The organism is Bartonella tamiae Th239 (assembly GCF_000278275.1).
Lineage (GTDB): Bacteria > Pseudomonadota > Alphaproteobacteria > Rhizobiales > Rhizobiaceae > Bartonella > Bartonella tamiae.
This window is the reverse complement of sequence record NZ_JH725147.1, coordinates 1,067,243-1,079,922: the sequence shown is the minus strand read 5'-3', so window position 1 is coordinate 1,079,922 and position 12,680 is coordinate 1,067,243. Positions and strand designations below refer to the sequence as shown.

Genomic DNA, 12,680 nt, shown 5'->3' with positions numbered 1-12,680 from the left:
TACGCCCGTTCTTATCAAAAATTAAAACTTAAAGAAAGCTATCAATAATTGTAGACATCTCTTCAACAGACAACGCCCCTTCATATTTATTGCCATTGATAAAAAAAGTAGGTGTTGCCGTCACACCTAATTCTTTACCCCGTTCAAAAGAACTATTGACTTGATCAAGGATTGTTTGATTTTCAAGACATGCATTAAATGCTTTGTCATCAAGACCTGCCATTGATGCAATTTTTCTCAAAGGAGGCAAAGCATCATTTGCCGCAGCCCATTCCATTTGTTGTTCAAATAAAACATGCACCATAGGAAAAAATCTATCTTCAGGCAAACACCTTGCTAACATAAAACCAGCAGTTGCACGAGGATCAAATGGAAAATCGCGAAAAATTAAACGTGCTTTACCTGTTTTGATGTATTTCTCACGAATTTCTGGCAAAGTATTTTTATAAAAATCTGCACAATGACTACAGGTAAGAGAGGCATATTCAACAATTGTCACTGGTGCGTTCACATCACCTTCAATCATATCTTTTGCTTTGGCTGGTGCCAACAATTTTTCCATATCAACAGTGCCAGAGGATTTAATACTTGCTGCTTTAGCAGGAAGAGAAATAAGCCCTGTTGTTGTAGCAAGACCAAAAGCAGCCGTTGCAGAAAAAAGATGACGACGATTCAAAGTGGCAACCATAATTCAACCTTTTCAATCTATATTAACATGAATACAAAATTATCTTATGTATCTTTTATGCCAGATTTGCGGCAATGTCTTGAGTTATTTCTTATTTTTTTCGTGATGCGACATATTCTTTTCAGAAAAAACCGCTAAACCCAGATTACATAAAGATTGACGCAACTTATCATCTTCAATATCTGCTGTGAGTTCCTGAACCAGCGCTTTATCAACCTCATCAATATCGTGTTCTTTTTTTAAAGGGATATTTGAAGTGTGCACCTGCCCTTGTTCAATTTTTATCCGATTAATGGCGATATAGCCAAAAAAAGCATTGATACGCTGTAAAAATTCATCAATTTCATGAGTGAGTTTCATGGCCGAATAGCCTTCACAAATAACCACCAATGTTGCTGGTTCAAAAACTTCGTCAAATTGAGCGCGTTTTGTCCAAATAATTTTTTTTGGGACTGTTGTCTGTGCAATATCTTCACCAACAATATGAGACCAATTGTCAATAAGCTCGATATTTAACCCAGCTTTCTTGCGCAAAAGAGGATCAAGCATTTTAGCTGCAGTTTCACCTAGAGAATAAAACCGACGTTTGTTTTTTTTTGAAAAATATGACGCTTTATAAGTCATTTTATAGCTTTATAATCAACAAACCATTTTACAAAATGTGCCATTCCCTCTTCTATATTCATTTGAGGCAGGAAATCCAAATCTTTTTGTGCGCGTGTAATATCAGCATAAGTTTTAACAACGTCAGCCGGCGGCATTGGATAAAGTTCAGTTTGTGCTTTTTTACCCGTCGCTTTTTCAATCGATGCGACAAAATCAAGAAGTTCAATTGGATGATTATTGCCTAAATTATAAAGAGGCGCGACCCTTTGAGGTGTTTCAATCATTCGATGCGTTACGGCCATAACGCCTGAGACAATATCATCAATATAGGTAAAATCGCGCTGCATTTTACCGTAATTAAACAATTTAATCGTCTGGCCTGAAAAAATCGCGTCGACAAACAGCCAAGGTGCCATATCAGGTCTTCCCCAAGGACCATAAACTGTAAAAAATCTTAATCCTGAAGATTGCACACCATGCACATTGGCATAAGACGCAGCTAAAAGTTCGCCAGAACGTTTTGTTGCCGCATAAACAGACACAGGATTATCCACTTTATCATCTTCACTAAAAGGCACTTTCTTATTTGCACCATAAACAGATGAAGAACTCGCATAAATGATCGCAGGACGTTTTATCATTTTAAGTGATTGTTCAAAAATTTTTATCTGTCCATCAACATTCGCGCTGACATAGGCAGAGGGATTTTCAATAGAATACCGTACTCCTGCCTGAGCCGCTAAATGAACAATGATATCCGCATCATTTTCTTTCAAACATATTTCCGACAATCTATCATTATTTGTAATGTCACATAGATGAAATTCAAAATTTTGATGATTCAAAATGTTAGCCAAACGTGCTTTTTTTAATTCTGGTGCATAATAATGGTTAAGATTATCAAGCCCCACGACCTTAAAACCTTCTCTCAGCATTTCTTTGGCAACATGAGACCCTATAAAACCTGCAGCGCCTGTTAAAATAACTTTCATGATTTATCTTCCTTTATGACCTTCAAAGATGAAGGCATCAGACTATAGATTATGCGACAGATATAATCAGAAGTACGAAAACCAAACGTACCGAGACGCTTCCATTTTGGTAATCGTGTTTTTTGATAAGATTGGCGTCCACTGACGATTGTTGATTTTGTTGCACCACGAAAATCAATAATATTGGCATTTGTTGAAAAAAAACGAAAACCCGCCCATCCCCGTTCTAATGCCACATCGTATGGAAGACTCATTGGAGTTAATTTTTTAAGCAGTTTTTTTGCACCCTCACATGTTACCATATAAGCGGCTGAGCTACCAATAGGCCCATGTAAAAAACGCCCAATAGTGATCGATTCCATAATTTTTTTATATGGACGAAAAAGACGATGGCGATGATTAGCAAATTTTATAATATCCCAGCCTTCAATTTTTGCCAGCTTATACGCAATCTCTTTAAAATTTTCATGAAAAGCCACGTCATCCTCAACAATGATTGCAAAAGGTTGTTCACCTTCCGCAATAATCCTTAACGCAGCCAAATGACTAAGATAACATCCTACTTCCCCTGGAAGTAGAATTTTACCATGACGACGGCGAAATCGTTTTTCATCAATTTCAGGACAATTCATGACATCGACCAATCCACCATCAATTGCAGGTACACGTTGATAATCCAAATGTGCTTCTTTTGCATATGATGAGACAGCTTTGTAACGTTCTTGAGAACGATCAAGATTGATTATATAGACAGGTATATTCACGCGGCCTCATTAAACATATGATTGATCTTACCTTCTTAATCATCATTTTTAAAGTTTCATAACCATAAAATTCATGCTCTAATGATAGATGTTTTATAATTATCATTATTGTTACGAAACAATTTGAATTAAAAACGACAAATTAAAAATAATACTTACATATGCAAGCATAAAAGAATTCCCATGCTATCGCAATTTAAAAAAATACAACGTTCCATTAGACACAGGACCTAGACAAAATCATTGCATTAACGAATTTTGTACCCTACTCGAATCAGAGACATCATTGAACACCATACCACTAAATCTCATCGTCATATATTCTTGTTCACTGTATTTTTCTTTTGCCTTTTTATTTAGTTTATGCTTGGAAACGCCATGCAAAAAATTTCACAAAATTTGCTTTCATGGTACGATAAAAATCATCGTATTCTGCCATGGCGGATGAATCCGGAAGAATTAAGCCAAGGCAAAAAACCTGATCCGTATCATGTATGGTTATCGGAAATTATGTTACAACAAACAACAGTAGAAGCTGTTAAGCCCTATTTTGAAAAATTTATTAAAAAATGGCCAACCGTCCTTGCACTTTCGAATGCCAGTCAAGATGATATATTAAAACAATGGGCCGGACTTGGATATTATTCTCGGGCAAGAAATTTAAAAAAATGTGCTGATGATGTTGTCAATCGTTTTGATGGGGTTTTTCCATCATCAAAAATAGACTTACAAACGCTCGCTGGGATCGGCGATTATACCGCAGCCGCAATTGCCGCAATAGCTTTCAATCGCTGTGAAGCCGTGGTGGATGGCAATGTAGAACGAGTGATTACACGTCTTTTTACTATTGAAACAGAGCTTAAAAAAGCAAAAAAAGATATAAAAAAACACACTGTAACACTCACTCCAAAACATAGACCCGGCGATTTTGCACAAGCCATGATGGATCTTGGTGCCAAAGTCTGCGCACCACGCCAACCTCATTGTCCTTTATGCCCGCTAAACATGGATTGTCGTGCAAATGCCCAAGGTAATGCACACTTATTTCCTATAAAAGAAAAAAAGAAAACAAAACCTATACGAAAAGGTTTTGCTTTTGTCGCTTTAAATAAAGATCAACACGTGTATCTAGAAAGACGCCATGACAAAGGTTTACTTGCTGGCATGACACAAGTTCCTAATCAATTTAGTGAAAATGAAGAAGTTTTCCAAAAATGTCGACCATTTGCAGCGAACTGGCAATTATGTGGGCAGGCAAAACATATCTTCACACATTTTATTCTTATACTTGAAGTTTATTTAGCAAAAAATATTGATAAAACTTTGGTCGGTAATGGATGGTGGTGCCCATTGGATAAACTTGAGCGCGAAGCGTTACCAACAGCTATGAAAAAAGTTCTCAATACCGCGCTAAAAATTGAATTTAAAAAAAATCATGAATGATTTTACGATTCTCATAATGAGAAAAGTCACGATTTTATTACGTAATCAAACGTAAAAAAAACGTGCACAAAATGCACACGCTTTTTAAGACCGGAGACTGGAGACGATCCGATCAAAGTTTAAAACTATACGCCGTGTTGAACCATTTTTTCACGTATATGGGTACGTAAAGTATCAATTGGGGACAACAAATTTTGCCTATCTTCATAATGCCAATACGTCCAACCATTACAACTTTCTGCCCCTTGAACAAGACGACCAACTTTATGAATTGAACCTGCCTGACCCTCTGAAACCAATGTGCCATCAGCGCGTACGATCGCACTTATATTTTTTCTTTTATCATAAAGCACGGTGCCCGGAGCAATCAGACCTGCTTCAACCAGACTTAAAAAGGCAATACGCGGCTCCGCCCTTTTACCAGAATGGATTGCCAGCTCTGGTTGCGCTAAGACTTGAACGGCATTAATGCGATCCATGGCGGCATCAATATAGGTTTGTTCGCGTTCAATACCGACAAAATCACGCCCTAAACGTTTGGCAACAGCGCCTGTTGTTCCCGAACCAAAAAAAGGATCAAGGATAACATCTCCGGGCTTTGACGATGACATAATAATACGCGCGAGCAAAGCTTCTGGTTTTTGTGTTGGATGAACTTTATGCCCTTGTGTATTTTTGAGCCTTTCAGCGCCTGTACAAATGGGAAAAAGCCAATCTGAACGCATTTGAACATCATCATTTGCTGCTTTCATCGCTTCATAATTAAATGTATATTTTTTTGCTTTTTGATCACGTGATGCCCAAATCATCGTTTCATGTGCATTTTGAAAGCGTCTTCCACGAAAATTAGGCATAGGATTGGTTTTACGCCAAATAATATCATTAAGCATCCAAAAGCCTAAATCTTGCAAGGCTGTGCCAACACGAAAAATATTATGATAAGAACCAATAACCCAAATTGTACCATTAGGTTTTAACACTCTGCGGCAAGCCAATAACCAAGCACGTGTAAATGCATCGTAGGCGGCAAAACTTTCAAAGTGATCCCATGCATCATCAACGGCATCAACAAGTGAATGATCTGGACGATGCAAAGCTCCTTCTAACTGTAAATTATAAGGAGGATCAGCAAATATAACATCGACAGAATGGCGTGGTAATTTTTCTAAAGCGGCAACGCAATCACCTTTAAGGATTTGATTGCGCCATTTCTTTTCGGGAGAAGCAGTCCCTAATTCTTCAACGAGACGTATAGCAGTCATGACTTACTCAACAACACATACTAAAAACACATCCTGAAGCTTTTTTCACAACAGGCACGATATGTGCTTATCATTATTGAATAGGGTAAAGATCACGTTAAAAATGTTTATAAATTCATAAAACATCAAATTTACTTTTTTTTGAAAGAAAAGAGCTTTATTTTTCTTTATCTGACATTTCTTCAACCCTGAAGTAAACAGTTAAAAACATTATGACCACTACCCTTGCTATTTCCATGCGGAACAGTTTACAAATTGCACTATTAAATCATGAAGACGTAAAACAAGATATGAAAGAGAAGAAATAATGACTGAAATAGATCTAATTATTTTTGACTGTGACGGTGTCTTGGTAGATTCTGAATATCTTGCAGCACAAGTCAATTCTCAACTCTTAACTGAAGTTGGTCATCCCATCTCTCCAGAAGAACTCAGTTCTCAATATGCAGGTCTTGTTTTTGTTGATATTTTAAAAGAAATTGAACGTGAAACCAATACACCCATTCCAGCAAGTATCATTGATCGCGTTGCAGATGTATTTCGACAACGCATGGAAACTGAACTACAATCTATAGATGATGTTAGAGATGCCGTCACTGCAATATCAAAAAATTACCCTTATTGTATCTGCTCAAATTCAACGAAAGCCAATATTGAACGGATGCTAACACTTGTGGGTCTTTACGATCTTTTTGAAGGAAAAATATTTTCTGCTTCTGAAGTTGGGACAAAAAAAGTCAAACCTGCGCCTGATGTCTATCTCTTTGCAGCTCAAACAATGAAAGCGCGCCCTAGAAATACCATCGTTATTGAAGACTCAATCCATGGTGTTCATGGCGCAACAGCTGCTGGAATGCGTGTGATTGGTTTTACTGGTGGCTCTCATGCTTATTCAGGTCTTGCCGATGCTTTAACAGAAGCTGGCGCACAAACTGTTATTTCGCGTCATAAAGATCTACCAGCTGTTATTCATGCTATGGCAGAATGGAACGATATTTAAGATCCAGTGTGCTTATGTTAACATTTTTTAAAAACAACTGTCTATAGTCATGCTTTAACACATTATAAATTATGACTATATTCTTTTGAAAGAGAGGTTTTTTTTAAAACACATCATGGATTTTTACTTTTTTTCCAGACAATAGATATTTTTAAAAAAAATATTTTTATTCTTTATCACGCATTCATCATAGTCAAGAAACATCATTCGTTTCAATAAATGATATTGTATCATAAAATTTAAACCTTTAACGATCAAAAACTCCTATTTCCTTTTGGATCAAACAAAAGAATTAATCATCAAAAGTTGCGTATTTTAGTATAATTTGATCATGCATGTCCTGCCTCAGCAACTAAAAAATTCGGATTAATGCCCATACGCAATAAACTAAGATCATATTGTTTTTCAATCTCACCAGAAAAAAGAAAATTGCTATCGACACTACTGGTTAACCATACATTATTCGAGACCTCTGCTTCGAGTTGACCTTTTGTCCAATCGGAGTATCCAAGTGTTGTCAGCGACATTTTTGGACCATTATCACCACTTATCGCTTTTAATACATCCGTAGTTGAGGTTAAACATAGACCAGACGCAATAGTCATTGTGGCCCGGCAAAAATAATCATTCGTATGCAATACAAAGCCGCGATTACGCTCAACTGGACCACCATTTAATACAGGTAGTGTTTTAGCACGATCGCTTAAAAAAGGTTTTCTTTCTTCATTGATAATACCCAATCGAATTAAAAGATCTGGAAAAGTCGTTTCAAGCTTCTTATTCAAGACAAGACCAACAGCACCTTCATCACCATGGGCACAAATATATATAATTGCGCGTTTAAAACGTTCATCTGCCATACTGGGCATGGCGATTAATAAATGGTTGTTTAAAAAACCATTTCGGTTTTTCATTGCTCTTAATTTTTCCATAATCACAAGGTTAAACGTGATAAAAAGAAGTGCAAGAAAAAAATAAAAATTAATATAAATTTTTAAAAGCCAATTTGATTTTTTCGTTTAAAAAGGCATAAACCATTGAAACATAATCTTATTTATTTTTTTACGTTTATTATAATAAGTCTTACACCAATCAATGTTCAAGGACAGTCACATTCAGACAATACACTCTATGTAACGCCTTGGCATAAAATGGAGGGTGGGCAAGTCCGCATTGCATTGGAAAACACTATGCACACAAAGCATTATCATGGTTATATAGAAATTGACTTAAAAAAAGGATGGAAAACATACTGGCAAAATCCTGGCAACTCAGGAATGGCACCTTTTTTTTCATTTGACCAAAAAATATATTATAAAATAGACTATCCAACACCTCAACTCTTTCAAGATCAGAATGATTGGTCAATTGGTTACAAGGGACATGTATTTTTGCCTTTCATGATAGAAACGGACCAAGACTTTGATACTATTTACGGATCTGTCACAGTTGGCATTTGCGAGGATATTTGCTTGCCCTTTACGATTGATTTTGACTTCACATCTCAAAATAATGACAATGATATTATAGGAAATGATACACTTTTAATGGCACAAAATGCTCTTCCCAATCAAGTGGGAGAGGCTGTAAAAATTGAAGCAATAAAAAAACATAAAACATTGGATCTCATTATTTCTAATATAGGAAATACTCTCAATCGGCATGACATTTTGACTGATCTTTTCTTAGATGGCGGAGATATGCAATTGGGTCCAGTATCAATCTTAAAAAAACAAGGAGATAAATATATCGCTCAAGCTGATATTACATTTGATCCAGAAATTTTCGACACAACTATAACTTACATTGCAAAAACAAAAACGTCAGCCTTTACAGGCAATTTTCATATTTTTGACAACAAAAAATAGACGAATAGTCTTAAAACCACTTCATTTTAATGAAAGGACACAATAAACAGCAAAAAAACGAGAATAAAAGTGAAAAGCGGATGATATATCCTCTTCTTGGCTTTTTTAATAAAGGAGATTGAAGCGATTTTTGTGTTCTTTGGATATGAAAATTTTGTCAGTAACTTTGTTGACCCACGTTCAAAATACTCATATTTCTTGCAACTCATCTCTTCGTTTTCAAAAAACTTATATCATTTGAATAAAATGAAATGGTTCTGAACCTAGCTTTTTAGTCTCACCAGTCATTAACGATGATCTTCGACCCCTTTACGTGCCAGCGCATCCGCGCGTTCATTTTCAGGATGACCGGCATGCCCTTTAACCCAGTGCCAACGCACATCATGGCGCATCCGCGCTAAATCAAGCATCTTCCAGAGATCTTCATTTTTAACGTTTTTTTTGGCAGAAGTGCGCCAGTTATTTTTTTTCCAACCATCAATCCAACTTGATATGCCATCACGGACATAAACTGAATCGGTATACAAATCTACAGAACAGGGTTCTTTTAATGCATTCAAAGCACTCGCTGCCGCCATGAGCTCCATTCGATTATTTGTTGTTTGATGTTCTCCACCATAAAGTTCACGTTCAATATCTTTCCAACGCAAAATAGCGCCCCAACCGCCAGGTCCTGGATTACCAGAACACGCACCATCAGTATAAATTTCAATGTGTTTATACTCTTTATCTCGCATTCAAAATCCAAGCTCTGACGAAGATTGAACATTTTGAAAAAAAGAAAGACGACGCCAATATTCCATAGGATCTTTTTTTACAACAAGACTATTTTGAGGTGTATTAAACCAGTCATAAAGGCGTGTTAACAAAAATCGTAAGGAAGCACCACGCGCTAATATAGGCATTGCTGTTATTTCTCTTATGTCAAAACTACGAACGCTATTATAATTTTTTAAAAGCGCCTGCCCCTTCGTTAAATTATAGGAAAAATCGCGTTCAAAGCACCAAGCATTCAAACATATTGCAATATCATAAGCCAGATAATCATTACAGGAAAAGTAAAAATCAATAATACCTGATAAATGGTCGTTAAGAAAAAACACATTATCGTTAAAAAGATCTGCATGAATGATCCCTGTAGGAAGATTATTAGGCCAATATTGCTCTAAAAAATCCACTTCATGATCAATTTTATTGACGATAAAAGGCGATAAGCTTTGCGCTTCTTGTCGCGATTTTTCCCATAAAGATCGCCACGCAGAAACCGATAAATTGTTTTTTCTACTTAACGCAAAATCTTGCCCTGCACAATGAAAGCCAGCTAATCCTTTTCCCACTTCTCGACAATGTTGTACATTCGGATTACGCATCCACATACCTTCTAAAAAAGTGATGATAGCAGCAGGACGTCCAGCAAGTTGACCAACCAAACGTCTATCATTACGCAAAACAGGTTGCGGACATTGAACATTTTTAAAACTTAAATGCTGCATCAAACCAAGGAAAAATGGCAAATCATCTTCACAAACACGTTTTTCGTAAAGCGTTAAAATAAAATTTCCCTGATCTGTATGGAGCATAAAATTAGAATTTTCTACACCTTCAGCAATACCTCGATAGGACATGAGTTTTCCAATCGAATAAAAGCTAAGAAAGGTTTCTAATTCATCTTCACCAATATCAGTATAAACGGCCATTTTTAGTGCCCTAGTGGTGCAGATAAAACTGCATGTAAATTATTTTTGTCAATATTGCCGTTGCCGTTGCCGTTGCCGTTGCCGTTGCCGTTGCCGTTGCCGTTGCCGTTGCCGTTGCCGTTGCCGTTGACAAAAGCCATATCATCATGTGTTAAAGCAACATCACGTAACTCTCTATTCACAAGAAATGTTTCTGTTTCAATTGTTGTTTCAGCCAATTCGATTGTCACATCAAAACGGTCTTTGAATGTTTCAATAATTTCATCGACAATGATTTCAGGAGCGGAAGCTCCAGCTGATAGGCTGACAACTTTAATCAATCCAAGATTTTCAAAATCAATTTCATCAGCACGTTGAACCAGAAGAGATTTTTTTGCACCAAATCGCTCGGCTACTTCCACCAAACGGCGTGAATTGGAAGAATTTGGTGCCCCGACAATAAGAAATAAATCACTTCCCTTCGCCGCTTCTTTTACTGCATCTTGACGATTGGTTGTGGCATAGCAGATCGATTCTGCTGCTGGTGCTTCCATTTCTGGAAAGCGTCTTTCTAAAACATCTAAAATCCCCGCAGTATCTTCAACCGAAAGAGTTGTTTGGGTAACAAAACCAAGCATTTTTGGATCTTCTGGTTGATAATTTTGGGCATCTTCCACTGTTTCTATTAATGTGACAGCCCCCTCATCCACTTGTCCCATTGTGCCTATAACTTCTGGATGACCAGAATGACCAATCAAAATTACATGGCGACCACGGCGTTGATGGCGCATTGCCTGTTTATGAACTTTTGAAACAAGTGGACATGTCGCATCAAGATAAAACAAATGATGTTTTTTTGCTTCTTCAGGAACAGATTTTGGGACACCATGCGCTGAAAAAACAACTGGTTGATGACGATGTTCTACAGGAATTTCATACAATTCTTCTACAAAAATAGCACCACGAGCCTGCAACCCCTCAACAACATAACGATTATGGACGATCTCATGACGCACATAAACAGGCGCACCGTATTTTTTTAATGCTAAAACGACGATTTGAATTGCACGATCAACACCTGCGCAAAAGCCGCGTGGTCCGCATAGTCTTATCGTTAATGGTGGTTTATCAGCCATTTTTTTTCCTATTAACGTTCCACTTACGTCTTATCTATGCACCATATAAATGTGCCATTGTGCCCGCAAATATGACCAATACAAATAAAAACAAAGCCAATGCAAGTCCTTTTGCACGATGACGTTGTGCTCTTTTTTGTGTTTCGCTTAATTGTATCTGGTCTATAATTTTGACTTTATTGTCCATTTTTCAACCCCAATAGCCCATGAAACGCAATACGGTTGATTCAATTAAGAGAACCGCAAATATAGCAAAAAGATAAATAAGTGAGAAAAAGAAAAGTTTTTTTGCAGCAAAAATCGTTTTTTCTTTATCGACAACTTTCCATAAATAAAAAGCCCGATAAACAAAAATTATACCTAAAAGCGCAGATAAAACACCATAAAACAATCCAGCAAAACCCATGATAGAGGGTAAAACTCCACAGAGTGCCATAAGAATTGCATAAACCAAAATCTGATTTTTCGTAGACTTTTCTCCACGAACATTAGGCATCATAGGGATCTTTGCGGCACCATAATCTGTTTTTGCAAATAAAGATAATGCCCAAAAATGAGGTGGTGTCCACATAAAAATAATGAGAAATAAAATACAACTATCAACACTGATTGTACCCGTCGCTGCCGCCCATCCAATCATTGGCGGAAAGGCACCCGATGCACCACCAATAACAATGTTTTGCGGTGTTATTCTTTTTAGCCACATCGTATAAATAACAACATAGAAAAATATTGTAAAAGCTAAAAACGCTGCCGAAAACCAATTAACAAAAATACCCATTGTTAAAACGGAAAAAATAGAAAGCACAATTCCAAAAATAAAAACTTCTTTCGGTTTTAATTTTCCGGATGGAATGGCTCTTTTTTGCGTTCTTTTCATGATTGCGTCAATATCCGCATCATACCACATATTCAATGCACCAGATGCGCCACCGCCAACTGCAATACAAAAAATAGCTATAAATCCGATGATAGGATTGATAGAACTCGGTGCAACAAGCAGACCAACAAGCGCCGTAAAAACAACCAAAGACATGACACGTGGTTTTAATAGTGTCATATAATCATGTGCATTTGCCTCTGAAGGTTCATCGACAACATTTTTTTTTATAGGATGAAGCACAGACATTCTATTTAACGACCTTTTTCATTTTAATTAAATCCAGCTTGAGCGATATTCTGCTTATGCATAATCATATCAACATCGTGTAGACACACTATAAACGCATCACGACATCAAGTCTT

The 12,680-nt window shown here is 36.8% G+C and carries 14 protein-coding genes; 3 read left to right on the top strand and 11 right to left on the bottom strand.

Translation table 11 applies throughout. The annotated features are described in order from the left end of the window. Positions 1-28: 28 nt before the first annotated feature. The 4 genes from ME5_RS04795 to ME5_RS04780 all read right to left on the bottom strand — a co-directional run bounded on the left by ME5_RS04795 (position 29) and on the right by ME5_RS04780 (position 3,050). A complete protein-coding gene (locus tag ME5_RS04795) occupies positions 29-688 on the bottom strand; it encodes a DsbA family protein (RefSeq protein WP_008038949.1) in 660 nt (219 codons plus the stop codon). 84 nt (positions 689-772) lie between these two features. Further along, the gene (locus ME5_RS04790) at positions 773-1,312 is read right to left on the bottom strand and encodes a DUF721 domain-containing protein (RefSeq protein WP_008038947.1); all 540 of its coding nucleotides are present in this window, start codon (positions 1,310-1,312) and stop codon (positions 773-775) included. Next, the gene (locus tag ME5_RS04785) at positions 1,309-2,286 is read right to left on the bottom strand and encodes an NAD-dependent epimerase/dehydratase family protein (RefSeq protein WP_008038945.1); all 978 of its coding nucleotides are present in this window, start codon (positions 2,284-2,286) and stop codon (positions 1,309-1,311) included. The genes ME5_RS04790 and ME5_RS04785 overlap by 4 nt, the downstream gene beginning before the upstream one ends. Further along, the gene (locus tag ME5_RS04780; RefSeq protein ID WP_008038943.1) at positions 2,283-3,050 is read right to left on the bottom strand and encodes a glycosyltransferase family 25 protein; all 768 of its coding nucleotides are present in this window, start codon (positions 3,048-3,050) and stop codon (positions 2,283-2,285) included. Before ME5_RS04780 ends, ME5_RS04785 begins: the two co-directional genes overlap by 4 nt. 378 nt (positions 3,051-3,428) lie before the next feature. Here ME5_RS04780 and mutY point away from each other — a divergent pair, with 378 nt between their 5' ends. Further along, positions 3,429-4,493 (top strand): A/G-specific adenine glycosylase, encoded by a 1,065-nt coding sequence (gene mutY / locus ME5_RS04775; RefSeq protein ID WP_008038938.1) that lies wholly within the window; start codon positions 3,429-3,431, stop codon positions 4,491-4,493. A 125-nt stretch (positions 4,494-4,618) separates the two neighbouring features. Here mutY and ME5_RS04770 read toward each other — a convergent pair whose 3' ends face one another. Further along, the gene (locus ME5_RS04770; RefSeq protein ID WP_008038930.1) at positions 4,619-5,755 is read right to left on the bottom strand and encodes a site-specific DNA-methyltransferase; all 1,137 of its coding nucleotides are present in this window, start codon (positions 5,753-5,755) and stop codon (positions 4,619-4,621) included. A 307-nt stretch (positions 5,756-6,062) separates the two neighbouring features. On the opposite strand from ME5_RS04770, the gene ME5_RS04765 reads away from it, so the two are divergent. Continuing rightward, positions 6,063-6,755 carry an HAD family hydrolase gene (locus tag ME5_RS04765; RefSeq protein WP_008038929.1) on the top strand — a complete coding sequence of 231 codons (693 nt, stop codon included), beginning with the start codon at positions 6,063-6,065 and terminating at the stop codon, positions 6,753-6,755. Between the two features lie 329 nt (positions 6,756-7,084). On the opposite strand, the gene ME5_RS04760 is transcribed toward ME5_RS04765, so the two are convergent. After that, positions 7,085-7,669, bottom strand: a complete 585-nt coding sequence (locus ME5_RS04760; RefSeq protein ID WP_035000257.1) for a YqgE/AlgH family protein — start codon at positions 7,667-7,669, stop codon at positions 7,085-7,087. 123 nt (positions 7,670-7,792) lie between these two features. Here ME5_RS04760 and ME5_RS04755 point away from each other — a divergent pair, with 123 nt between their 5' ends. Continuing rightward, positions 7,793-8,623 (top strand): protein-disulfide reductase DsbD domain-containing protein, encoded by an 831-nt coding sequence (locus ME5_RS04755; RefSeq protein ID WP_008038927.1) that lies wholly within the window; start codon positions 7,793-7,795, stop codon positions 8,621-8,623. Positions 8,624-8,910: 287 nt separating this feature from the next. Here the strand turns inward: ME5_RS04755 and rnhA are convergent, their stop codons facing one another. From rnhA to ME5_RS04735, 5 genes are read right to left on the bottom strand one after another with little or no spacing between them, the layout of a single operon-like run. Further along, the gene (gene rnhA / locus ME5_RS04750) at positions 8,911-9,360 is read right to left on the bottom strand and encodes a ribonuclease HI (protein ID WP_008038921.1); all 450 of its coding nucleotides are present in this window, start codon (positions 9,358-9,360) and stop codon (positions 8,911-8,913) included. After that, entirely contained in the window at positions 9,361-10,320 is a 960-nt protein-coding gene (locus tag ME5_RS04745; protein WP_008038920.1) for a homoserine kinase, read from the bottom strand. A gap of 2 nt (positions 10,321-10,322) precedes the next feature. After that, on the bottom strand, positions 10,323-11,435 hold the full coding sequence (ispH, locus tag ME5_RS04740; protein ID WP_008038919.1) for a 4-hydroxy-3-methylbut-2-enyl diphosphate reductase: 1,113 nt from the start codon (positions 11,433-11,435) through the stop codon (positions 10,323-10,325). A gap of 34 nt (positions 11,436-11,469) precedes the next feature. After that, the gene (locus tag ME5_RS10635) at positions 11,470-11,622 is read right to left on the bottom strand and encodes a hypothetical protein (protein ID WP_196793521.1); all 153 of its coding nucleotides are present in this window, start codon (positions 11,620-11,622) and stop codon (positions 11,470-11,472) included. A gap of 3 nt (positions 11,623-11,625) precedes the next feature. Next, positions 11,626-12,564, bottom strand: coding sequence for a heme o synthase (locus ME5_RS04735; RefSeq protein ID WP_008038918.1), 939 nt, complete (start codon positions 12,562-12,564; stop codon positions 11,626-11,628). Positions 12,565-12,680: the final 116 nt, after the last annotated feature.